16 protein-coding genes are annotated in these 23,182 nt (G+C 66.8%); 10 read left to right on the forward strand and 6 right to left on the reverse strand.

Translation table 11 applies throughout. From position 1 onward, the window contains the following. Nucleotides 1-134: 134 nt before the first annotated feature. Both G6035_RS10285 and G6035_RS10290 read right to left on the reverse strand, forming a co-directional pair. The gene (locus G6035_RS10285; protein ID WP_176617001.1) at nucleotides 135-1,079 is read right to left on the reverse strand and encodes an ABC transporter substrate-binding protein; all 945 of its coding nucleotides are present in this window, start codon (nucleotides 1,077-1,079) and stop codon (nucleotides 135-137) included. A 1-nt stretch (nucleotide 1,080) separates the two neighbouring features. Continuing rightward, complete coding sequence (locus tag G6035_RS10290) at nucleotides 1,081-2,154, reverse strand: succinylglutamate desuccinylase/aspartoacylase family protein (protein WP_176617002.1); 1,074 nt, start codon at nucleotides 2,152-2,154, stop codon at nucleotides 1,081-1,083. A 113-nt stretch (nucleotides 2,155-2,267) separates the two neighbouring features. On the opposite strand from G6035_RS10290, the gene G6035_RS10295 reads away from it, so the two are divergent. The 3 genes from G6035_RS10295 (at nucleotide 2,268) to G6035_RS10305 (ending at nucleotide 7,478) form a co-directional block, all read left to right on the forward strand. Further along, complete coding sequence (locus G6035_RS10295; protein WP_176617003.1) at nucleotides 2,268-2,915, forward strand: GntR family transcriptional regulator; 648 nt, start codon at nucleotides 2,268-2,270, stop codon at nucleotides 2,913-2,915. 569 nt (nucleotides 2,916-3,484) lie between these two features. Further along, nucleotides 3,485-6,673: a DEAD/DEAH box helicase gene (locus G6035_RS10300; protein ID WP_371130967.1), complete on the forward strand. Its 3,189-nt coding sequence runs from the start codon at nucleotides 3,485-3,487 to the stop codon at nucleotides 6,671-6,673. Continuing rightward, nucleotides 6,666-7,478 carry an SWIM zinc finger family protein gene (locus G6035_RS10305; RefSeq protein ID WP_176617005.1) on the forward strand — a complete coding sequence of 271 codons (813 nt, stop codon included), beginning with the start codon at nucleotides 6,666-6,668 and terminating at the stop codon, nucleotides 7,476-7,478. Before G6035_RS10300 ends, G6035_RS10305 begins: the two co-directional genes overlap by 8 nt. 552 nt (nucleotides 7,479-8,030) lie before the next feature. On the opposite strand, the gene G6035_RS10310 is transcribed toward G6035_RS10305, so the two are convergent. After that, nucleotides 8,031-9,488, reverse strand: coding sequence for an MFS transporter (locus G6035_RS10310; protein WP_176617006.1), 1,458 nt, complete (start codon nucleotides 9,486-9,488; stop codon nucleotides 8,031-8,033). A 325-nt stretch (nucleotides 9,489-9,813) separates the two neighbouring features. Between G6035_RS10310 and G6035_RS10315 the strand changes: the two genes are divergently transcribed. Both G6035_RS10315 and ppsA read left to right on the forward strand, forming a co-directional pair. Further along, nucleotides 9,814-10,632, forward strand: coding sequence for a pyruvate, water dikinase regulatory protein (locus G6035_RS10315; RefSeq protein ID WP_176617007.1), 819 nt, complete (start codon nucleotides 9,814-9,816; stop codon nucleotides 10,630-10,632). A 143-nt stretch (nucleotides 10,633-10,775) separates the two neighbouring features. Then, complete coding sequence (ppsA, locus tag G6035_RS10320) at nucleotides 10,776-13,190, forward strand: phosphoenolpyruvate synthase (protein ID WP_176617008.1); 2,415 nt, start codon at nucleotides 10,776-10,778, stop codon at nucleotides 13,188-13,190. 529 nt (nucleotides 13,191-13,719) lie between these two features. Here the strand turns inward: ppsA and G6035_RS10325 are convergent. Continuing rightward, a complete protein-coding gene (locus tag G6035_RS10325; RefSeq protein ID WP_176617009.1) occupies nucleotides 13,720-15,219 on the reverse strand; it encodes a SulP family inorganic anion transporter in 1,500 nt (499 codons plus the stop codon). 248 nt (nucleotides 15,220-15,467) lie between these two features. Further along, nucleotides 15,468-16,394 (reverse strand): 2-hydroxyacid dehydrogenase, encoded by a 927-nt coding sequence (locus G6035_RS10330; RefSeq protein ID WP_256884310.1) that lies wholly within the window; start codon nucleotides 16,392-16,394, stop codon nucleotides 15,468-15,470. Nucleotides 16,395-16,593: 199 nt separating this feature from the next. Between G6035_RS10330 and G6035_RS10335 the strand changes: the two genes are divergently transcribed. The 3 genes from G6035_RS10335 (at nucleotide 16,594) to G6035_RS10345 (ending at nucleotide 19,230) form a co-directional block, all read left to right on the forward strand. Beyond that, a complete protein-coding gene (locus G6035_RS10335; RefSeq protein WP_371130961.1) occupies nucleotides 16,594-17,787 on the forward strand; it encodes a pyridoxal phosphate-dependent aminotransferase in 1,194 nt (397 codons plus the stop codon). A 76-nt stretch (nucleotides 17,788-17,863) separates the two neighbouring features. Beyond that, nucleotides 17,864-18,517, forward strand: a complete 654-nt coding sequence (locus G6035_RS10340) for a helix-turn-helix domain-containing protein (RefSeq protein WP_176617011.1) — start codon at nucleotides 17,864-17,866, stop codon at nucleotides 18,515-18,517. Continuing rightward, nucleotides 18,514-19,230: an SRPBCC domain-containing protein gene (locus G6035_RS10345; RefSeq protein ID WP_218063106.1), complete on the forward strand. Its 717-nt coding sequence runs from the start codon at nucleotides 18,514-18,516 to the stop codon at nucleotides 19,228-19,230. The genes G6035_RS10340 and G6035_RS10345 overlap by 4 nt, the downstream gene beginning before the upstream one ends. Nucleotides 19,231-19,276: 46 nt before the next feature. Here G6035_RS10345 and G6035_RS10350 read toward each other — a convergent pair whose 3' ends face one another. Continuing rightward, on the reverse strand, nucleotides 19,277-20,539 hold the full coding sequence (locus G6035_RS10350; protein ID WP_176617012.1) for a CAP domain-containing protein: 1,263 nt from the start codon (nucleotides 20,537-20,539) through the stop codon (nucleotides 19,277-19,279). A gap of 259 nt (nucleotides 20,540-20,798) precedes the next feature. Between G6035_RS10350 and G6035_RS10355 the strand changes: the two genes are divergently transcribed. Next, nucleotides 20,799-22,190 (forward strand): MFS transporter, encoded by a 1,392-nt coding sequence (locus G6035_RS10355; RefSeq protein ID WP_176617013.1) that lies wholly within the window; start codon nucleotides 20,799-20,801, stop codon nucleotides 22,188-22,190. Nucleotides 22,191-22,192: 2 nt separating this feature from the next. Next, nucleotides 22,193-23,005 carry a 3-hydroxybutyrate dehydrogenase gene (locus G6035_RS10360; protein WP_176617014.1) on the forward strand — a complete coding sequence of 271 codons (813 nt, stop codon included), beginning with the start codon at nucleotides 22,193-22,195 and terminating at the stop codon, nucleotides 23,003-23,005. The last annotated feature ends 177 nt before the right edge of the window (nucleotides 23,006-23,182 follow it).

Here is a 23,182-nt window from a genome sequence, read left to right on the forward strand (position 1 = left end):
CAACCCGGCCAGCACCGCCGCAACGATCACCACCGCGGCCAGCCAACGGCCTGGATGACGAACCGGAATTGCCTTGATGAGGGGGATTTCGTCCATGGCGGTGTATGAGTGGCGCGTTGAGACCAGAGTCTGTGTCATTGGGCTGCCTCGGGGTTGACCACGGCCGTCTTGATGGCGAGCACTCCGACGCCCCACCGGTCCATGATCTTGGCGTACGTGCCGTCGGCAATGAACTTGTTCATCACTTTTGCCACCAGGTTCGCCAGCGGCATGTCGTTCTTGGCCACGGCGATGCCGACCGGCGTCGGGCTGTACTGTTTGCCCAGCAGCTCCAATTGGCCGCTGGTCTGGGTCAGTGCGTAACCAATGGTGGTGCTGCCGGAGACCATGGCATCGATCCCACCACTGACCAGGCGCGTGGTGATGTCCGATTGGGTGGGCAGGCTCGTGACGACTATGGCGGGCTTGCCGGCCTTGACACACGCGGCGGACCGGCCGGAGAGGTCCGGGTCCGCCTGGGTGGAGCCGGTCTGGACCCCCACGTTCTTCCCACAGAGGTTATCGACGTGGATATTCCGGGGGTTGCCTTTCTGTACGGCAAAGACGGAACCCGCAGCGTAGTAATCAACGAAGTTCACGGCCTTCATGCGCTCCTTGGTGATGGAGAACGCAGAAATCCCCAGATCGTACTTGGCGCCCAGCGACGGCAGGATCGTGGTGAAGCCGGCCGTATCGAAATCGACCTTCAGGCCCAACGTGGCCCCGATGGCGTTGGCAAAGTCCACATCGAACCCCATGGGGGTCTGACCGTTCGCGCCGCCCAGGAACTCGGCAGGGGCGAAGGTAGTATCCGAGCCCACCGTCAATGTCCCGGCGGACTTGATGGCCGCCGGGACCAGTGCGGCCAGGGCGGCATCCTTGGGGACCGAAGCCACGTCAAAGCCGGCCGTGCCAGATGTCGCGCCGGTTCCCTGCGTTCCCACGGACTGGGAGGCGGTGGTGCAGCCACTGACGGTGACCATGCCGCCGAGCGCGGCAACGGCAACGAGGGCAAGGCGGATCCGTCGGGAAGTTCTCATGTCAGCTTTCCAATCGTGAGGAGGATTCAAGAGGAACGACGATGTTCACCAAGGTGGTGCCGGTTTGGACAAGGGTAGGGTGGCGCAGGGTGCCGACAAGTCCGTCCATGTGTGCGTGGTACTCCTGCCAGGGCCGCCCCAGCTCTTCGATGAAGTGGATGCGACCGATGAGGTCGCCGACGGCAACCGGCTGGCCGAGGTCGACGGAGGGTTCAAACAGGCCCGCCGCACGCGCCATGACAGCCGAGCGGGGACCCAGTTCGAGGTATGTGATGCCGGGGCCGGCCACGGCGTCAGCTTCGGGGTCGATTCCACGGTGGGGGCCGGCGTCGTCCGTTCCCGATGGCGGGGCGATGACGCCAACGTGGGCGAGCAGCCGGTACAGCCCGGCGCGGGCATCGGTGAGGACGCGGCGGTTGATGGTGCCGCGGCCGGCAAGTTCTGTGGAGATCATGGTGACGCCGGCCCGATCGGCGGCGCCGCTGATGGAGCCGGAAACGAAGTCCGGTGAGACGATGACGCAATACGGCTGCCCGAAGGCCTCGACGGCGGCCACCTTGCGGGACCAGTCCGTTTCAGTGGGTCCGGAATAGACAAAAGCGGAGGGAACGTATTCGTTGACCGACCCGCCCGAATGTATGTCCAGGACAAAGTCCGCCATGGGAAGCAGCACGCCCTCGATGATGTGGGCGATCTGGGCCGTGGGTCCGCCCTCGGCGTCGCCGGGCAACGCCCGGTTGAGGTTGGCGCGGTCAACGGCTGAAACGCGCCGTCCCTCGCGAACGGCCGGCAGGTTCAGTGACGGAAGGACGATGATGCGGCCCCGGACTCGTGCCGGATCAAGCTCCCGGATGAGTTCATGGAGCAGCACCTGGCCCTCATATTCGTCGCCATGTGTGCCGGCCGTCAGCAGGACGGTGGGGCCTTCTGCCGGCCCGGAAAGGACGGCAATCGGCACCGGGATGACGGCGTCGTCGTGCTCGTTGTCGGAGTGCACGACGGCCAGGTGGCCAAGCTGCCTGCCCGCAGCAGCAAAGTCAATGCCGACTATCGCGTCGATGGTGTGGGAACTCATTATGTTTGTATCCAATCTCTAAGATTGGATACAGCGTAGCCAGGGGATACGGTTGGGTGCAATACTTTGGCCAAAAGTAATATTAAAAAAGTCCATGTATCGGTGTGGAAGCGATGGGAGAAAAAGTGAAGGGAACGGCCGTCAGGGATGCCCGGCCGCTGGCCGAACGCGTCTATGACTTGGTGTGCGACGACATCGTCAATGGGACTCTCGCCCCCGGTGCGCAGTTGGTCCAGGACCAGCTCGCCGCCGACTATGGGGTCTCGCGCATGCCGGTCCGGGATGTGCTGACCCGGTTGGTGCATGAAGGCATGGCCGACTTCATTCCCGGGCGCGGCTACTTTGTGAAGGTCCTCAGCTATGCGGACGTGATTGACGTGTACGAGGTCCGCCGCGAGGTGGAGGCCCTGGCCATCCGCCGCTTCGAGGGCAGGTACTCGCCAATGGAACTGGCACGGCTTGAGATGTCGTTGGTGGAGGCGGAGGCTGTCACCGATGCGGATTTTGACGAGATTTTCCGCACCAGCACCGATTTTCACCTGGCCCTCGTGGCGCCGTGCCCCAACAAGTACATGCTGCATTCCCTGCAGGGTATTTGGGAAAATCCAGTTCAGCGTCGGATCATCCGCTCCTACAAGAACGACGGCGCCAAGGCCGCCGGTGTGGCGGCCAAGCACCGGCGGTTGCTGGGCCTTGCCCGTGCCGGCAAGACCGAGGAATTGATCAAGGAGCTGGCCAGCTGCCACACTCCCGACACCTAGCCACATTGGCTTCCTGCCCGGAAGCCCAGACCCGGACGGTTCGATGCGGGAAATCGCGGAGCTCCACCGGCTTGCAGCCGGTGCCGGCAGCTATTGGGGCAAGACCACATGTGCAGCCTGGGTGCGCCTCCTGACAACCGGGGCGAGGCGGTTCGTTCCCTTGGGCATGGCCAGGCCACGGCTTCGACTCGGCTTCGGACACTCTGGAACCGGGTACAAGGTCCGACGCCATTGCAGCGGAAAATCCCCCGCGGAGGGCTGGCGCCCTGCGCACCATCGGCACAGACCGACCAGCTGGTTCCGCCTGGGGCCGGAACGGCACCGGCTTTGTTGCGGGAACTGTCGCATTGTCCCGAAAGAATGGCAACGCCAGCTGACTGCGCTTCGAACTGGGAAAGCGAAGTCAAGTCCCATTACGTGGTGTAATTTTTTTGTTTCCTTTGCCCGGCGGACAAGCTGAACGGCCCTGCCACGGTTTTTCCATGGTCCGAAGCCCGCGCCCGGAGCGCGGTCTGCGGTGGTAGTCTGGGCTGTCGAATTTTCCGGCGAGAAAGGCAACACCATTGTTGGTGCTTCACGCATTCTGGTCGCTTGACCACGGCCCGGGCCTGTGGGCCGAAGATTCCGAAAAGCCGGTGACGAGCGTCCAGCAGGGGTTGAAGTCGGCCCGGCCCCACCCCTTTGCGACATCTGCGGAAACGCTCATGAAACTGCAGGCGGGGGAGCCTGGCCAGACGACGCTGTTGCTGCCGTCCCTGCGACGCTCGCCGCTGGACTCTCCGGAGATTGTGCGCATCGCCCCCCGGCCGACCAGTTCAACGGTCCCGTCGCTGCTGCCCTGGACGGTTCCCGTGCTGTGGGTCGATCCGCAGGATCTGGCCGCCACCATCAACGATGACGACGGCGCGGACCCCGCCGCACTGTTCTTTCCCAAGCTTTCCCTCAGGGACGGCTCGGAACAGCTGGGCGATGTCCGCATTGCCGCCTCCGTGCGGTACCTGGCCGAGCTGGTCCGATTTGCCGGTGAGCTGGCCGGGCGCGCGCGGGTGCTTCCCGGAATTGTCTGGGTGGCCGGCGCCGGGCACGACGACGACGCTGACGCCACGCCCGGCGATCCCACCCCCGGCGGTCCCACCGCCGGCGACGGCCTCGCGGCCGAGGCCCGGTGGCGGGCGGTGTTGCGCGGCCCCGATGCACTGGCCTTCGGCGATCTCATTGTCGGCATGCCGCCGTCTTTCCGGTCCGCACCGGATTCGGAGGACGCGGGTGCGCTGGCAGCCTTGGCCCTTGATGCACTTGTTGACGCCACGGTGAGGGGCCGGCTGCCTGAGGGAATGGCCATGCTGCCGCCCCGCCGCGGACGCAAACCCCGCCAAGTGCCCGCCGTCGAGGCCTGGGTGGAAGCCCTGCAAGGGCCGGACGCCCGCATCCGCGTGCCGTCCACCATGATCGCTGAGCTGGAGCACGAACTCGCCCCCTGGCGCAGCTATGCAAGGGAGGCCAACGCGCCAGCACGGGCCACCTTCCGGCTTACCGAAAATTCCGGCGGCCCGGACGCCCAGGACATCCTCGACACGCCTGACGCCGCAGCCCAAACCCACCCCTGGAAGGTGGATTTCCTGCTCCAATCCGCAGCGGATCCCAGCCTGTTGGTGGCGGCCGACCAGGTGTGGCGTGACGGCGACGCCCTCGCCCGGTGGCTTGGCCGCCCCCAGGAGGTGTTGCTGGCGGAACTTGGCAAGGCCGCACGCGCCTATCCCGGCCTTGAACCGGGGCTTCGGCAGAGCCGGCCCACAGGTTTGGAACTCACCAGCGAGCAGGCCTTCGCGTTCCTGCAGGACGGGGCACCTGCCCTGGACGGCGCCGGGTTCGGTGTGCAGCTGCCCGCCTGGTGGGACAGGCAATCGAAGCTGGGCCTGAAGCTTTCGGCGGCCACGCCGATGGGCGACGACACCGGCAAGCCTGCCGCCTTCGGGCGGGAGCAGCTGTGCGACTTCCGCTGGAGCCTGGCCGTGGGGGAGCACACCCTCAGCGACGAGGAGATCGCCGCGCTGGCGCAGGCCAAGGCTCCGCTGGTCCGGCTGCGCGGCCAGTGGGTGAGCGTCAATCCCGAACAGTTGCGCCGCGGGATCGACTTCCTGCGCCGCGGAGACCTGCAGCGTGGCACGGTGGCGGACGTGCTCCGCCTGGCCGGTGCGCACCCCGACGACGCCGGGCTGCCGTTGGAAATTGCCGCCGTCACAGCCGATGGCTGGTTGGGTGCGCTGCTTGACGGCTCGGCGGAGGCCAGCCTCCAAACGGTTGCGCCGCCGTCGAATTTCACGGCAACACTGCGCCCCTACCAGGAACGGGGGCTGGCCTGGCTGGACTTCCTTGGCTCGCTGGGGCTCGGGGCGTGCCTGGCGGACGACATGGGGCTGGGCAAGACCATCCAGCTGCTGGCGCTGGAGGCGCTCAACCGCGAACGGCAGCCCGACGCCGGCCCCACCCTGCTCGTGTGCCCCATGTCGCTGATTGGAAATTGGGAGGCCGAGGCGGCAAAATTTGCGCCCGCCCTGCGCCTGCGGGTGCACCATGGTTCGGAGCGGCGCCGTGGTGAGGAGTTCGACGACGGTCTGGATGGCGTTGACTTGTTGGTCACCACCTACACCACGTTGACGCGTGATGTGGAGGTGTTTGAGGCGGTGTCCTGGAACCGTGTGGTCCTCGATGAGGCGCAGGCGGTGAAGAACCGGCTCTCCCGTGCCGCGAAGGCCGTCAAGCGGCTCACCGCCGCACAGCGGATTGCGTTGACCGGCACCCCTGTGGAGAACCGCCTGGGGGAGCTGTACTCGATCATGGACTTCCTCAACCCCGGCCTGTTGGGCACGCCGGAACTGTTCCGCACCCGCTATGCCATCCCCGTCGAACGCCACCGCGATGAAGGTGCCGCCGAGCGGATGCGCGCCATCACCAGGCCGTACCTGCTGCGCCGGGTGAAGACCGATCCGTCCATCATCGACGACCTGCCGGAAAAAATTGAGATCAAGCAGTACTACACGCTCACCAATGAGCAGGCGTCGCTGTACCAGTCGGTGGTTGACGACATGATGGAGAAAATCGACGGCTCGGACGGGATTGAACGCCGGGGCAACGTGCTGGCCGCAATGGCCAAACTGAAGCAGATCTGCAACCACCCGGCCCAACTCCTACACGACGGCTCGGTTGTGGGCCAACGCAGCGGGAAGGTGGAACGGCTGGAGGAAATACTCGAGGAGATCCTTGCCGAGGGCGACAAGGTGCTGTGTTTCACGCAGTACACCGAATTTGCCGAGATGCTGCTGCCACACCTGGGCGCCCGGTTCGACACCGATGTGGCCTACCTGCACGGCGGGACCTCCCGGCAAAACCGCACCGAGCTGGTGCGCCGCTTCCAATCCTCCGACGGCCCGCCCATCTTCCTGCTCTCGCTCAAGGCCGGCGGCACCGGCCTGAACCTGACCGCCGCCAACCATGTCATCCACCTGGACCGGTGGTGGAATCCCGCCGTGGAGAACCAGGCCACGGACAGGGCTTTCCGCATCGGCCAGAAACGACGGGTGCAGGTGCGCAAGTTCATCTGCCGGGGCACGCTGGAGGAACGGATTGACGCCATGATCGAGGAGAAAGCCTCGCTGGCGAACATGGTGGTGGGTGACGGCGAAGGCTGGCTGACCGAGCTGTCCACCGAGAATCTGCGTGAACTGTTCGCACTGAGCAAGGAGGCCGTCAATGAGTAGGCGCCGCTACGAGTCCCCGTTCTACCCGCACACGGTCCCGCGCAGCGTGGAAGGCGGGGTCAAGGCCAAAAGCGTCCGCGGCGCCATCGGCACCACCTGGTGGTCGGGCCGGTTCATTGAAGTGCTGGAAGGGCTGGGCGTGGGCGGGCGGCTGCAGCGCGGACGCAACTACGCCAGGCGCGGGCAGGTGATTTCCCTGGAGGTCGGTGCCGGCACCGTCACCGCCAGCGTCCAGGGCTCACGGTCGAAACCCTACCGTGTTCGGATCGGCATCTCCGCCTTCGGCAAGTCCGAGTGGACCGCCGTGGAGGAAGCGCTCGCCGGCAACGCCTGGTATGTGGCAACGCTGCTGTCCGGGGAAATGCCGGCCGACATTGAAGATGTCTTCGCGACGGCGGGGCTGTCCCTGTTCCCAGGCAGTGCACGGGAGCTGGGCATGGACTGCTCCTGTCCCGACTGGGAGGTGCCCTGCAAGCACCTGGCCGCCGTGTTTTACCTGCTGGCCGAACAATTCGATGAGGACCCGTTCCGGATCCTTGCCTGGCGGGGGCGGGAACGTGAGGACCTCCTGGGCCGCCTGCACACGGCGGACGGTGATTCCGGGGCCCGGGCGGGTGCGCCCTTGACGGAAGTGCTCGAGACCTTTTTTGCGGCGCCCGTTCCGGTGCCCCTGCGGCGCGGGTCCAATGCCCGGGGGTTGCTGCTTGACCAGGCGCCGGCGCTCAACGTCACGGTCCGGTCCCGGCCGTTGGCGGAGGTGCTGGGCCCTGCCTATGTGGCACTACGCGCGGCGGGGGAGGGTTGAGCGGTTCCGTCGACCCGTGGCGCTGGACCGGCAGGATTTTGCCGATTCATGGATCATGAGCACCAAGGCCCGCGAATAAACGGCATTTGGGCAATGGGTTGCCGAAATGCCGGAACGCACCATTCGTGCCATCGAGACCGGTCAGGGGAACCCGTCCTTGCGCTCGGCTGCCCCCGCGGCCAATGTTTTGGGCCTTCAGGTGGCAGTTGTTCGATGACGCAGGACCTGCAGGACCTTAAAAAGGCGGCGACTCACCGACGTTTACAAGCGCGCGGGTGCCGGTGCCCCGCTGACCCGAATGGCAGAGATAGACGGATTCGTTTCGGGTACCGGGCAGGCCATGAAGCGGCCGCCCGGAATCCAGTCGCGTTCGCGCAGGACTTGCGGCGCACGCCGGATCAGTCGATCATCACGGCCTGCCGGGAGTCAAGGACCAGGGAGGGCCCGGCTCCCGCTGGCCGTTCAAACGCACGGCGGGCGCCCGCCGTCGTACGCCGGAGGGCGCCTCAGCGCCGGGCGCCTCAGCGCTGGGGCGCCTCAGCGCCGGGCGCCTCAGCGCTGGGGCGCGTCGGCGTCGAGCTCGAAGTCGGGCTCGGAAAGGACGACCATGTGGGCAGCTTGCCGGCGGGGCCGGGGGATGCACAGTGCCAGCACGCCGGCGGCCACGGTGGCGCCGAGGGCGATGACATAACCCAGCTGGAAGCCGGCCGCCGTCGGTGCCTGGTGGCCAACGCTGGATGCCGCCAGGACAGCACCCATGACGGCGGCCGCGCTGCTTGTGCCCAGGGAGCGCATCAGGGAGTTCAACCCGTTCGCTGCACCCGTTTCCGTAGGTTCCACCGCGCCCATGATCAACAGCGGCATGGAGGCGTAGCCAATGCCGATGCCGGCCCCCACCAAGGCGTTGGCCACCAGGATTTGCCAGATCTCTGAAGACGCCAGCAACGCCAGTGCGTAGGCAAAGCCAATGACAATGACGCTGACCACCATCGTGGCACGGCCGCCGACGGTCCGGTTCAGACGGGCGGCCACCGGTGCCATGGCGACCTGCACCACGCCAGCAGGGGCAAGGATCAGGCCAATCGAGATCAGGGTCTGGCCCAGTCCGACTCCCGTGCCCGTCGGCAGCTGAAGCAACTGGGGAAAGAGCACCTGCGAGGAAAAGAACGCAAAGCCCAGGGCGACCGAGGCGAGGTTCGTCATGAGGACGGCCGGGCGCGCAGCAACACGCAGGTCAACCACCGGGTCCTTGAGCCGCAGTTCAAAGGCGCCCCATGCCAGCAGCAGCACAATGCCGCCCGCACCCGTGGCCAGGGTGGCCGGCGATGCCCAGCCCCACGCGTTGCCCTGGGCAACAGCCACCAGGATGCCGGACAGGCCGGCCGACAGGCCCGCTGCGCCGACGTAGTCAAAGCTGCCCACGGCAAACTCGGCATCCTTGGGCACGATCAACGCCACGAGGAACAGCAGCACCACACCCATCGCCGCGCCCGTCCAAAACAGGGCGTGCCAGTCCAGGGTTTCTGCAATAAACGCGCTGATGGGAAGGCCCAGCGCGGCTCCGAAGCCAAACGAGCCGCTGATCAGCGCCACCGCCCCGCCAACCCGCTTTGCCGGCAAATGATCGCGCAGCACGGCAATGCCCAGCGGGATGACGCCGCTCATCAGCCCCTGCAGGGCGCGCCCCACCAGCAGCATGGACAGGCCTGTCGAGACGGCGGCCAGGATGTTGCCGATGACCAGCGCCACCAATAGCACCAAGATGATCTTGCGTTTGCCGTAAAGGTCGCCCAAACGGCCGGCGATCGGTGTGACGACGGCCGAGGTCAACAGCGTGATGGTCACGACCCACGCCGTGGCCCCGCGCGGCGCATTCAACAGCTCCGGCAGCTGCGCCTGGATCGGCACCACCAGCGTGAACATAAACGATGCGCAGGCGCCGGTGACTGCCAGGACGGCGATGAGCGGCCACGAACGGCGGACGATGACGGATGGTTGGACTGTTTGCATTGCTTCTTTCGTGACGGCACCAGGCGACGCGCTGTGGGGCCCGACGATGTGCGAACGACGTGTCAAACCAATTGTGACAACCCGATGCCACTACCTAAGTATTCCCCATTCCGGATCCAGTCCACACCGTGGAATCGCCACAAGGACGGCGGCGGGAACCTGCCCGCTGCCCGGAGACGGGTCTGTGTCTGACCCGATGAACGGTAGTGGTTGAATGCGGCGCCTGCGGCAACTCCTCCGGCCCGCCTGCCCCGGGGCGCCGGCCCGAGGAAACACGCATGCCGTCCAAATTCCTCCCCGTGACGTCCGTGGTGCACAATGCCTTATGACCAATGACGTTCCCCGGCCCGTCTATTTTCTCTCAGACAGCACCGGCATCACCGCGGAGACGCTCGGCAACACCTTGCTGACGCAGTTCCCGGCGAACAATTTTGACCGCAACACCATCCCCTTCATCACCACCGCGGAACAGGCGCGCTCGGTCGTGAGGACCATCGATGGGCTCGCCGCCACCGGCCCGCTGCCGATAGTCTTTTCCACCGCCGTCGGCAGTGACATCCGCCAGGCCCTGGGCACCTGCCAGGGAATCCTCGTGGACCTCATCGGCACGCATGTCGGCCAGCTGGAGCAGGCACTTGGGGCGCACGCGAGCGGGGAGCCCGGGCGGGCCCACGGGTTGGGGAACGCCGCCCGCTACCAGTCGCGGATGACGGCGGTCGAGTACGCCATGGAGCACGACGACGGCCAGAGCCTGCGCGCGCTGGAAAAAGCGCAGATCATCCTGGTGGCCCCGTCCCGCTGTGGCAAAACGCCCACCACAATGTACCTGGCGTTGCAGCACGGCATCTTCGCCGCGAACTTCCCGTTGGTGGACGAGGACTTTGAGCACGAAGGCCTCCCCAAGCCATTGACACCGTTTGTGTCGAAGTGTTTCGGCCTGACCACCAATCCACTGCGACTGAGCCAGATCCGCACGGAACGACGGCGCGGCTCCTCCTACGCATCCCTGCGGCAGTGCGGGTTCGAGTTGCGCAGCGCCGAGCGATTGTACGAGTCCCACGGGATTCCGTATATTAATTCGGCCACGGTCTCCGTGGAGGAAATGGCGGCCACAATACTGCAAAAGATGCAATTCAAGCATTAGGGAAAAATTTCACATGCGGGGTGTGGCGCATGTCATGTGGAAACCCTTTTGCAGACCTGTCACTGTGGACTGGACGCGCAACGCCGGCCCCCCGCCACCGGCGCCGTGCATCTGCGGCAACACACTACAAAGGAGTAGCAAACATGACGACAGACATCCTGTGGTTTTCCGAACTCGGCCTCAAGGATCTGGACCGGGTGGGCGGCAAGAATGCCTCCCTCGGGGAGATGGTGCAGAACCTGACTTCGGCCGGCGTCCGGGTGCCCGACGGCTTCGCCACGACGGCGGACGCGTACCGGCAGTTTCTGGCCGGTTCGGGCCTTGGCCAGCGGATCATCGACAGGATGGAAGGCCTGGACACCGACGACGTGACGGCGCTCGCCGCCGCCGGCCAGGAGATCCGGCACCTGATCCGCGAAACGCCGTTTTCGCCCGGCTTCGAAGCGCAAATCCGCGACTCCTACCAGCAGCTGGTCCAGAAGCACGGAGCCGACGCCGACCTGTCCTGGGCCGTGCGTTCCAGCGCGACAGCGGAAGACCTGCCGGATGCCTCCTTCGCCGGACAGCAGGAGACCTACCTGAACGTCCGCGGAATCGAAAACATCCTGCAGGCCATCAAGGACGTCTTCGCCTCGCTCTACAACGACCGCGCCATCGCCTACCGCGTGCACCACCAGTTCGAGCACTCGGAGGTGGCACTTTCCGCCGGGGTCCAGCGCATGGTCCGCTCCGACGTCGGCGCCTCCGGCGTCATGTTCACCATGGACACCGAATCGGGCTTCCAGGACGCAGTGTTCGTCACCTCCTCCTACGGCCTCGGCGAGGCAGTGGTCCAGGGCGCCGTCAACCCGGACGAGTTTTACGTCCACAAGCCCGCACTGAAGGCTGGCCGCCCCGCCATCCTCAAGCGCGGGCTGGGTGGGAAGGCCCTCCAGATGACGTACACCGACAGCCGCGAGATCGGGCGCACCATCGACTTCGTCCCGGTCGAGCCGGCCCTGCGCAAGCGCTTCAGCCTCACCGACGACGACGTCGAACAGCTCGCCCGGCACGCCGTTGCCATCGAAAAGCACTACGGGCGCCCCATGGACATCGAATGGGGCAAGGACGGGCTCGACGGCGGCCTGTACATCCTGCAGGCGCGCCCCGAGACGGTCCAATCCCGGCGGGCGCCCGGCACGCAGAGCCGCTTCCGCCTCAACGGCTCCAGCGAGGTCCTGGCCGAAGGGCGCGCCATCGGGCAGCGGATCGGGGCCGGAAGCGTCAAGATCCTCACCTCCATCGACCAGATGGCAGCCTTTGAAAACGGCGACGTCCTCGTGGCGGACATGACGGACCCGGACTGGGAACCGATCATGAAGCGCGCTTCCGCCATCGTCACCAACCGCGGCGGACGCACCTGCCACGCCGCGATCATCGCGCGCGAACTGGGGATTCCCGCCGTCGTCGGAACGGGCCATGCCACGGAGGCCCTGTCCGACGGCGTCGACGTCACCGTCTCCTGCGCCGAGGGCGAGGCCGGCTTCATCTACGCCGGACTGCTGGACTTCAGCGTCGAGGAAACCTCGATTGCCCAGATGCCCGAGGCGCCCGTGAAGGTCATGATGAACGTGGGCACACCCGAACAGGCGTTCACCTTCGCCCAGCTGCCCAACCACGGTGTGGGCCTTGCCCGGCTGGAATTCATCATCAACCGCCAGATCGGCATCCACCCCAAGGCGCTGCTGAACCTGGACAGCGAGCCGGAGGACGTCGCTGCGGAAATCCGGGAGCGGATTGCCGCATACGACGGGCCGCGTGACTACTACATCAAGCGCCTGGCCGAAGGGGTCTCCACGATCGCGGCCGCGTTCGCGCCGGAGCCGGTGATCGTGCGGATGTCTGACTTCAAGTCCAACGAGTACGCGAACCTTATTGGCGGGCCCGCCTACGAGCCGCATGAAGAGAACCCGATGCTTGGCTTCCGGGGCGCCTCACGGTATCTGGAGCCCTCCTTCAGGGACTGCTTCGATCTCGAGTGTGAGGCACTGGCGTTTGTCCGCAACGAGATGGGACTGACCAACGTCAAGCTCATGATCCCGTTTGTGCGGACCCTGGACGAGGCCCGCGGCGTCATCGATCTGCTCGCCGAGAACGGGCTGCGGCGTGGAGAAAACGGACTCGAGGTGATCATGATGTGCGAGCTTCCGTCCAACGCGCTGCTTGCCGATGGCTTCCTCGACCACTTCGACGGATTCTCCATCGGATCCAATGACATGACGCAGCTGGCCCTGGGCCTGGACCGCGACTCCGCCATTGTTTCGGGCGGCTTCGATGAGCGGAACCCGGCGGTCAAGAAACTCCTGAGCATGGCAATCAAGGCCTGCAATGCGCGCGGCAAATACGTCGGCATTTGTGGCCAGGGCCCCAGCGACCACGCGGACTTCGCCGAGTGGCTGGTCGAGGAGGGCATCGATTCGGTCTCGCTCAACCCCGACACTGTGGTGGACACCTGGCTCAGGCTTTCCGGCGGCACCGTTGGCGAGACCAGTGCCGCCGCCGGAGTGCTGGCGGGCTGATCGGGGTCCCGGCTGCGGCGCATTGGACGGAGCGGAGCCCTGGCAGACGGGACTGGGCAGGAGGGCGGGGCAGCGCATGAATCCGGCCCGAACCGTCCGCGCGTGTTGGACGCGATGGTAATTCGGGTGGCAATTCGCGCAAGCGGGAAAGGCCCTGCCTTTGCTGGTGCTCCACGCGTTTGGGTGACTCGGACGCGGCCCCGGGCTGTGGGCCGGGGACTCCGAAATGGTGGTGAAGAGCGGGAGCCGGCGCTGAAGTCCGCCCGGCCTCATCCCTTTGCGGCACCGGCCGGCCTCGTCGCCGGGCTGCAGGGAGGGGAGGCCGGTACCGGGGAACCCGCAGGCCAGGGTGAAAATGGGAGGCCTGGGGCGTTCCTGGCATCGACGCTGTTCCCCGAGCAGTTTCCCGGCGTCGTTGCGACACCGGAGGACGTGCGGCCCCCTCCTGCACGGGCCGGACGCGCTGGCCTTCGGTAACCTGGTCGCCGCCACCCCGCCCGCTTTTCGCGCCGAATCGGCCCAGGCCCGGTCAGCTGCCGAGCTGGCCGGTGAGGCGCCGGTGGAACCCGGCGCTGCGCTCGTCAAGGCCGGTGATCGTCACGGTGGCGCCGTGGTCGCGGTATTTCGTCTCGATGGAGTCCAGGGCGGCAACGGTTGAGGCATCCCAGATCTGGGCCCGGCTAAGATCAATGTCCACCACGGCCGGGTCGTCTGCGTACGCGAACTGGTCCACCAGGTCATTGCTGCTGCCGAAGAACAGCGGCCCGACCACCGCATACCGGACCGTCGCGCCGTCGTCCGCCAGGGTCCGGTCAACGCTGATGACGTGGGCAACCCGGCGCGCGAAGAGCACCATGGCGAGAATGACGCCGACGACGACCCCAAAGGCGAGGTTGCCGGTCAGGACCACCACGGCGACGGTGACCCCCATGACGATCGTCTCGGGGACCGGCATCCGTTTCAGGGTGGCCGGCTTGAGGCTGTGCCAGTCCACGGTGGTCACGGCGACCACCATCATGACCGCGGCGAGGGCGACCATCGGGATTTGCCCCATGACCTCGCTGAGCCCGGTCACCAGGGCCAGGAGAAACACCCCGGCCACGAACGTGGAGATGCGGGTGCGGGCCTGGCCGGTCTTCACATTCAGGACCGTCTGGCCGATCATCGCACAGCCGGCCATGCCGCCGTAGAACCCGGACAGGATGTTGGAAACGCCCAGCGCCCAGGACTCGCGGCCCTTGTGTGAGCGGGAGTCGGTGATTTCGTCGACGAGCTTGGACGTGAGCAGGGTTTCCATGAGGCCAACGAACGCCACGCTCAGCGCCGTCGGCCAAATCAGCTGCAGGGTCGCCAGGTCCAGCGGCACCAGAAACGGCGTGATCCCGGGCATTGATCCGGTGAGCGGGCCTTCGTCGGCAACGTTCGGGACGGCGAGGCGGGCAATGATGACGATTGCCGTGACAATGACGATCGCCACCAGCGGCGACGGGACGGCCTTGGTGAAACGTGGAAGGATGAAAATGATCCCGAACGTCACGGCAAACAGGACGTAGGCGAGCCAGGGGACATTGAGCACGTGGGGCACCTGCGCCATGAAAATCAGCACACCCAGGGCGTTGACAAAGCCGGTCATCACCGACCGCGGGATGAAACGCATCAGGCGGGCCAGCCCGCCCAGGCCAAAGATGATCTGGATGAGGCCGGCCAGGACCACCGTCGGCAGGACATACCGGACGCCGTGCTCGTGGACGAGCGGGGCGATCACGAGGGCGACGGATCCGGCGGCGGCGGTGATGACCCCCGGGCGGCCGCCAAGGATCGACATCGTCACGGCCAGCACGATGGAGGCGACAAGGCTGATCATGGGATCGACCCCGGCGACGATCGAGAACGAAATGACCTCCGGGACCAGCGCGAGGGTGGTGACCATGCCGGCGAGCACCTCCCGGGACAGCTGCCGCGGTGAGCGCAGGGCGCCCAGGACCGTGATCTGGCTGCGGACCGGGCGTGGGCGTTCGGCAATGGTCAAGGGGCGACTCCAGGAGCTTGGCTCTCGCGGGAGAGCAGTGGGTGACACGGGGTGCGCCACGGTGCGCACGAATCCGGCCCCGCCATGCTAGGCAATGGGTGGGGGGGGATAAGGCAGGCCGGTGTCTTGCCGGCCGCGCATGCAACTTTACCCCAACGTGGGGGTTGGACCGGATGGCGGCGTGATGGCGGCCGGGCACGCCAGGGGCCCCGGGGCAACCCGTTCGACGCCGGGCGGCCCCGCCGCGGTCAGCTGCGCAAGACGACGTTCTCCGGGTCTTCGCCGCGCAGGAGCGCTTTGACCTGGCGGTGCAGCAGGCGCGCCATCCGGGGCATCATGGCGCTGGACGCACCGCCGACGTGCGGGGTGATCAGGACGTTCGGCAGGGCAAACAGCGGATGGCCGTCCGGCAGCGGTTCGGGGTCCGTCACGTCCAGTGCGAGCCGCAGGCGGCCGCGGCGGGCGTGCTCCAGCAGCGCCCCCGTGTCCGCGACGGCGCCGCGCGAAATGTTCACCAGCAGCGACCCGTCCTCCATGAGTGAGAGGAACCGGTCGTCGATGAGGTGGCGGGTGTTCTCGCCCAGCGGCACCCCGACCACCACAATGTCAGCCTGGGGAAGGAGCGCGGCGAGTTCATCGATGCCGTGCACGTGCCCGTTTTCGCCGTCGCGGGCCCGGGAGGCAACGCGCACCACGGTCGTTTCGAAGCCGCGCAGCCGTTCCTCGATGGCCTTGCCGACGCCGCCGTAACCGACGAGCAGCACCGTGCGGTCGGCGAGGGAGGCGTGCCGCGCGGGCGCCCACGTGCCCTCTCCCGCTGCGCGCACAAAGTCGGGCAGGCCCCGCTGGGAGGCGAGGATGAGCGCGAGGGCAAGTTCCGCCGTCGAGGTTTCATGCACGGACACCGCGTTGGCGAACACGTGGCCCGGCGGCAGGGCATCGGCCACGCCGTCGAAGCCGATCGACTGGCTCTGTACGAGCTGGGTCGCCACGCCGTCCAGCGCCGCGAGCACAGCCGTGCCGCTCATGTAGGGAGGGACCACGACGTCGATCGCGTCCACGGGCGCAGGGCCCGCCATGTCCCATTCGATGACGTCCACGCCGTCGGGAATGTCACCGAACGCCCGGCGCAGGGCCTCGTCCGGAACGCTGACCACCAAGTCCTTTTTGCTCACACAAGGGAGCCTATCCCACCGTGGTCCTGCCGTCCGGAAAATTCGCCCCACAGTGGGTGCAGTGCTGCTTCCCGCCGGCTGGCGGACGGGGCGGGACAAAAATTTCCCGCCGCCGGCCCATTCCGCCCAAGCCGTCGGTTATGATGGCGCCAATGGGCCCTTGGCAGCGAGGAACCATGACCCGGCAGCGAGGTGGCACGTGGAACTTGCACAGCGATTAGGCAGACTCGGCACCGAGACCGCGTTCGAGGTCTCCAGGACCGCGGCGGAATGGGCCGCGAAGGGCAACCGGATCTACCCGTTCCATCTCGGGGACATCGACCTGGCGACCCCGGCAAACATTGTCGAGGCGATGGGCAAGGCCATCGCCGAGGGCAGGACCGGCTATTGCCCGGGCGCCGGGATCCCGCTGCTGCGCGAAGTGCTCGCCGAGGACATTGGCGCCAAGCGGGGCATGGCCGTCACGCCCGGCCAGGTGACGGTGCACCCGGGCGGCAAGCCGGTCATCACCAAGTTCATCCAGGCATTGATGGACCCCGGGGACGAGGTCCTCTACCCCAACCCCGGCTACCCGATCTACGAAAGCCAGATCGAGTACTTCGGCGGCGTGGCCCGCGCCTACCGCTACATTCCGACGCCGGCCGGCTTCGCCATCGACCTGGAGCAGGTCAGGTCGATGATCGGGCCCCGGACCAAGGCCATCATTTACAACGACCTGCAAAACCCCATCGGCGCCGAGTCCACCGACGCGGAGCGCGAGGCCGTGGCCGAGCTGGCCCGGCGGCACAATTTGTGGGTGCTTTCCGACGAGGCGTACTTCGAGATGCGCTACTCGGGCACCTCGCAGTCGATCGCGGCACTGCCCGGCATGGCCGAGCGCACCGTGATCCTCTATACGTTCAGCAAGAAGTTCGCCATGACGGGCTGGCGGCTGGGCTGCGCCGTCGCCCCCGAGAAGGTCTCGGAGGCCTTTGCGAAACTCAACACCAACAACGAGTCCTGCACCACACACTTTGTGCAGTACGCCGGCGTGGAGGCGATCCTGGGCGGGCAGTCCGGCCCCCAGGCGATCCTGGCCGAACTGGAAGCCAGGCGCGATGCGACCGCCGGGCTGCTGAACTCCATGCCCGGGGTCACCGTGGCCGTGCCCAATGCCACCTTCTACCTCTTCCCCGACGTCACCGAGGCGATGGCGGCCAAGGGCATCGCCGACCTGCCGACGTTTGCCGCCGAGGCACTGCACGCGACGGGGGTGTCGTTCTGCACCCGGCTGCACTTTGGCCGGCCCCAGCCGGGGGAGGACCGCTCCTACCTCCGCCTGGCCTACTCCGGCCTGCCGGTGGGGGACATCCAGGAGGGCCTGGGCCGGCTCAAGGCCTGGCTGGAGGGCTGAGCCTGCACGGTCCCACGGGGTCTCCGAAGAATAAATAATTCTGGACAAATAAATTGTTCGGTGACATGATGGATCCATGTTGGACGTGGCAGTGATCGAAGAGCCGGCAGCCGCCGCAGCGGTGCTGGATCCGATCCGCGCCCGGCTGCTGGCCGAACTGCGCACCCCGGCGTCGGCCGCCGCCGTCGCGGCCCGGATCGGCCTCCCGCGTCAGAAGGTCAACTACCACCTGAAGGAGCTGGAAAGGCACGGCCTGGTCCAGCTCGTGGAGGAGCACCGCAAGGGCAATGTGACGGAACGGATCATGGGGGCCGCCGCGAGGTCGTTCGTGATCTCCCCGGCCGCGCTGCCCGGCGTCGCGCCGGACCCCGCGCTGGAGCCCAACCGTCTCTCGGCCCGCTGGATGCTGGCCGTGGCCGCCCGCCTGGTCCGGGATGTGGGTGCCCTGATCACCGGGGCCGACCGTGCCAACAAGCGGCTGGCCACCTTCGCCCTCGACGGGGAGCTGACCTTTGCCAGCGCCGCGGACCGGGCGGCCTTCATCGCCGAGCTGGCGGCCGGCACGGCCCAACTCGTGGAAAAGTACCACAGCGCAACCGCCGCCGGCGGGCGCAAGCACCGCCTCGTCGTCGCACTTCACCCCAGCGTCAAGCCGGTTTCCGGCGTCAAGGCGCCCGAAGCACACCCCCAACTACCCGCCGGAACACCCGGCCTCGCCAAGGAGCAATGATGGCCAAGGAATTCAAGATCGTGCACGAATCGGAAATCGAGGGCACGCCGCAGCAGGTGTTTGACGCCGCAACGCTCGGCAACTCGGGCTGGCTGTGGCCCATGGAGATCGAGCCGAAGCTCGGCGGCGCGGGCCCGTTCGGCAGCACCGTCACCGTCTGGGAGCCGCCGCACCGCTTCGCCAACCACATGGAGGGCGAAGGCGGCTTCTTCAACACCCTCGAATACGACATCTCCGAGCGCCCAGGCGGCAAGTCCTGGCTGCGCTACGTGCACAGCGGCGTGTTTTTCGAGGACTGGGACAACCAGTACGACGGCGCCGCCAAGCACACCGCGTTCTACCAGCACACCCTTGGCCAGTACGTGAAGTACTTTGCCGGGAAGCAGGCCGCCTTCGCCGACGTCCAGGGACCCGCGGCGTCCAAGGCCCCCGGCGCCTTTGATGCGGTCAAGTCCGCCCTGGGAATCCACGACGCCGGCGCCGGGGGACACGTCAGCGTCGCCATCCCGGGGGTCGGCACGGTGGACGCCGTGGTGGACTACCTGGCTGAGAACTTCGTGGGGCTGCGCACGCCCGACGCCATGTACCGCTTCTTTGGCCGCAACGCATTCGGCGCCGTGGTGGGCATGACCATCCACCTGTTTGCCGACGGTGCCGACGGCGGGGCCGCGGGCACGGCCTGGGGTGCCTGGCTGAACGGGCTCTACGGGTAGGGCCCGCCTGGATCGTCAGCTGCTGGCGGCGTTTGCAGGGCGGGGCTTAGCTGCCCAGCAGCAGCGGGCCCCAGCCGCCGGTGCCGACCTGGGCGCGGGCGCCCCAGCCGTTCTTCAACACCGGGTAGTGCAGCAGGTTGCCGGTCCCGGTCCGGGCCAGGATGCCCTGGCCGCCGTCGCCCAGGTGGTTGGTGATGCCGGAGAGGAACGTCATGGAGCCCCAGCCGGTTCCTACCACCCGGCGCGCCTCATAGATGAAGCCCCCGGCGCCGTTGCCACGGTAGAGCAGGAGCTGGCCGGCGCCGTTGCGGGCGAGGATGTCCATCCGGCCGTCGCCGTCGAAGTCGCTGGCCATGATGGCCAGGGGCCCCCAGCCGGTGCCGATCTTCAACCGTGGGGAGAAATTGGCGCCGTTCCATGACGGGTAGTAGAAAAGGTCGCCGCTGGTGCGGTTTTTGGCCACGATGCCCGGGAACCTGTCCGTGGTGCGCCATTTGGTGGCGACAATGTCATAGGGACCCCATCCGGTCCCGATGCGCACGGCGGTCGTGAGCGTCCCGTTGGCCTGGCCGTAGCTGACGGTGAGGTCCCCGTTCGCCCATTTGGCGACGATGTCCTGCAGCCCGTCAGAGTTCAGGTCGACCATTTCCAGCTGTTGCGTGCCCGTCCATCCGGAGGAGACGAAGGTGCGCTGCCACATGTCCCCGCCCCGCGCCGAACCGTAGATGAACAGGTTCCCGGAGGGGTCGACGGCGGCCACGTCGCCGTCGTTGGCCACCGGCCGGGGCGCCGGCTGGGGCTGGGTGGCGCGCGTGGCGGGGTACCCGGCCAGGTTGGCGACCACCACGGTCATGCCGTTCCAGCCGGCCTTGGTGGTGGTGGCCACGCCCATGCCGATGTCCGTGGCGCGCTTGTCCAGCAGGGCAGCGCGGTGGCCCGGCGAGCCCATCCACCAGTCGACGATCTGCTGGGGCGTGTTGTTGATGCCGATGATCTCCGAGAACATGTCAGAACCCTGGGGCAGGATTGAGAGTCCATAGTCGGTCCGGTGCAGCTTGGCCATGTCCAGGGTGCCGGCGTTGATCTGGCCGTTCAGCTTGGTGGCCCATTGCTGGGAGCCGGTGGCGATGGCCGGGTTCCAGGTCAGGGGCCCGGCGCCGTTGGCCCAACGGACCTTGTTGGCGGCGGCGAGGACCTGGGCCAAAAAGGGGTCCGGCACGTTGCTTGCCGCCGGCGCCGGGGCCACCCCCACGACCAACAGTGCCGCCGTCAGGACCAGGGCGCCGAGGAAGCTGAAATATTTGTGCATGAAGTTAGCCTCGTCTTGAACGCTGAGCCGTTGGGTTGAGGGTGAAGCACCACCATCCTAGCCGTTGTCCCGGCCCTGTCGGCGGTTGTGCGTAAACGTTCACCACGTCTGCGGTAATGGACATTGATGCGCACAGGCGGCTCCTGCCATACTCACAGGTAGCGCCGGAATGTGCGCTGGGTCACAGGGGGCGGAAACGCTTCCGAAGACCATCTCTGATGGGACGGCACGCGCCAAGGGTGGCGCGGAGGAGATACAGATGAGTCAGCAAAACGGGCCGGGCACCTCGGTCAAGGAATCAGGGCTTCGCAAGGTGGTGGCGGCCTCCATGGCCGGGACCGTCGTGGAATGGTACGAATTCTTCCTGTACGCCACGGCCGTGAGCCTGGTGTTCGGCCACATGTTTTTCCCGAATGCCGGATCCGTGCTCGACGGGATCATGGCAGGGTTCCTGACCTACGCCGTCGGCTTCGTGGCGCGCCCCATCGGCGGCATCGTCTTTGGCCACTTCGGCGACAAGTTCGGACGCAAGAAGCTGCTGCAGCTGAGCATCGTCATGGTCGGCATCTCCACCTTCCTGATGGGCTGCCTGCCCGGCTTTGACCAGGTCGGCTACTGGGCTCCGGCGCTGCTGGTGGCCCTGCGCTTCATCCAGGGCTTCGCCGTCGGCGGTGAATGGGGCGGCGCCGTCCTGCTGGTGGCCGAACACAGCCCCAGCAAGTCGCGCGGTTTTTGGGCCTCGTGGCCGCAGTCGGCGGTGCCGATGGGCAACCTGCTGGCCACCGGAGTGCTCCTGTTCCTCTCGTCCACGCTCAGCGAGGCCGCCTTCATGGGCTGGGGCTGGCGCGTGGCGTTCTGGCTCTCCGCCGTCATCGTGCTGATCGGCTACTACATCCGCACCAAGGTCAACGACGCCCCGATCTTCCTTAAGGCGCACGCGGAAATCGAAAACAACCCAAACGCCGGCTATGGCGTCGTGGAGGTCTTCCGCCGCTACCCGCGTGGCGTTTTCACCGCCATGGGACTGCGGTTCGCGGAAAACATCCTGTACTACCTGGTGGTCACCTTCTCCATCACGTACCTGAAGGTCATCGTCAACATCGACACCTCGCGCATTCTGCTGCTGCTCCTGCTGGCCCACGGGGTGCACTTCTGCGTGGTGCCGCTGGTGGGCAGGCTCTCGGACAGGATCGGCCGCAAGCCCACATACATGCTGGGCGCGGTGGCCGGGGCGTCGTGGGGCTTCTTCGCCTTCCCCATGATGGACACGAAGGACGACTTCATGATCCTGGCCTCGGTGATGATCGGGCTCGTGTTCCACGCGCTGATGTACGCCGGCCAGCCCTCGATCATGGCCGAAATGTTCCCCACCCGCATGCGGTACTCCGGCGTCTCCCTGGGCTACCAGGTAACCTCGATTGTGGCGGGCTCCATTGCCCCGTTCATCGCCACCGGCCTGGTGGAGCGCTACCACTCGTCGGTGCCCGTGGCCATCTACCTCCTCGGAGCCTGTGTTGTCACGGCCGTGGCTGTGCTATTCCTGAAGGAGACCAAGGGAGTCTCCCTGCAGGATATTGACGACGCCGACGCCGCCGGCACGCTGGCCCTGGGCCGGGCCGCGGACGGTGCCGCCTCGACGAAAGTGGGTTAGCCATGGACTCAAGCGAAGCAGCGCAGCCGGCCGGGACGTCCGACGGCGGATCGGGCGGCGGCGGGCTGGCCGGGAGCGGGCTGGCCGGGAGGCGCGCGCTGGTCACCGGCGGTGCCGGGGGCCTGGGCGCCGCCATCTCACGGGCCTTGGCCGCGCAGTGCGCCCACGTGATCGTGGCCGACCGCGACGGGGCGGGCGCCGCCGCGGTGGCTGCCGAAGTGGGCGGTGAATCCTGGGAAGTGGACCTGCTGGAGACGAAGGCGCTGGAAACGCTCACGCTGGACGTGGACATCCTCGTCAACAACGCCGGCATCCAGACCGTCAGCCCCATCGAGGACTTTGACCCCGCCGCCTTCCACCGCATCATCACCATCATGCTCGAGGCCCCGTTCCTGCTGATCCGGGCCGCCCTGCCGCACATGTACGCGCAAAACCACGGCCGGATCATCAACATCTCCTCCATCCACGGGCTGCGGGCCTCCTCGTTCAAGTCCGCCTATGTGGCGGCCAAGCACGGGCTGGAGGGCCTGTCCAAGGTAACCGCCCGCGAAGGAGGCGCGCACGGCGTGACGAGCAACTGCGTGAATCCCGGCTATGTCAGGACACCGTTGGTTGAGGGGCAGGTGGCCGACCAGGCCCGGACGCACGGCATCTCCGAGGAACGGGTGGTATCCGAGGTCATGCTGGCCAACAACGCGATCAAGCGGTTCGTCGAGCCGGAGGAAATTGCCGGGCTGGTGGCCTGGCTGGCCTCCGGCCAGGCCGCCATGGCCACCGGCGCCTCCTATGTCATGGACGGCGGCTGGACGGCCTAAGAAAACGCTCGGTTCCAACCGGGGCTGCCAGTACCAACGCTCGGTTGCAACCGGGGCGAAGTTGGCGAACGCTCCCGCGCAATCGGGGCTGTGACTACCAACGCTCGGTTGCAACCGGGGGGAAATCGGCCAACGCTCCCCTCAGGGTGAGTGAGCGTTGCCCAATAACGCCCCGGT

Source organism: Arthrobacter sp. SDTb3-6 (genome assembly GCF_013376095.1).
Taxonomy (GTDB): domain Bacteria; phylum Actinomycetota; class Actinomycetes; order Actinomycetales; family Micrococcaceae; genus Specibacter.

Bases quoted from the DNA above. Each gene is read 5' to 3' on its own strand.
- G6035_RS10340 (WP_176617011.1), top strand. From the start codon at position 17,864: ATGTTGGACGTGGCAGTGATCGAAGAGCCGGCAGCCGCCGCAGCGGTG.
- G6035_RS10360 (WP_176617014.1), top strand. From the start codon at position 22,193: ATGGACTCAAGCGAAGCAGCGCAGCCGGCCGGGACGTCCGACGGCGGA.
- G6035_RS10285 (WP_176617001.1), bottom strand. From the start codon at position 1,079: ATGAGAACTTCCCGACGGATCCGCCTTGCCCTCGTTGCCGTTGCCGCG.
- G6035_RS10315 (WP_176617007.1), top strand. From the start codon at position 9,814: ATGACCAATGACGTTCCCCGGCCCGTCTATTTTCTCTCAGACAGCACC.
- G6035_RS10305 (WP_176617005.1), top strand. From the start codon at position 6,666: ATGAGTAGGCGCCGCTACGAGTCCCCGTTCTACCCGCACACGGTCCCG.
- G6035_RS10345 (WP_218063106.1), top strand. From the start codon at position 18,514: ATGATGGCCAAGGAATTCAAGATCGTGCACGAATCGGAAATCGAGGGC.
- G6035_RS10350 (WP_176617012.1), bottom strand. From the start codon at position 20,539: ATGCACAAATATTTCAGCTTCCTCGGCGCCCTGGTCCTGACGGCGGCA.
- G6035_RS10355 (WP_176617013.1), top strand. From the start codon at position 20,799: ATGAGTCAGCAAAACGGGCCGGGCACCTCGGTCAAGGAATCAGGGCTT.
- G6035_RS10310 (WP_176617006.1), bottom strand. From the start codon at position 9,488: ATGCAAACAGTCCAACCATCCGTCATCGTCCGCCGTTCGTGGCCGCTC.
- G6035_RS10290 (WP_176617002.1), bottom strand. From the start codon at position 2,154: ATGAGTTCCCACACCATCGACGCGATAGTCGGCATTGACTTTGCTGCT.
- ppsA (WP_176617008.1), top strand. From the start codon at position 10,776: ATGACGACAGACATCCTGTGGTTTTCCGAACTCGGCCTCAAGGATCTG.
- G6035_RS10295 (WP_176617003.1), top strand. From the start codon at position 2,268: ATGGGAGAAAAAGTGAAGGGAACGGCCGTCAGGGATGCCCGGCCGCTG.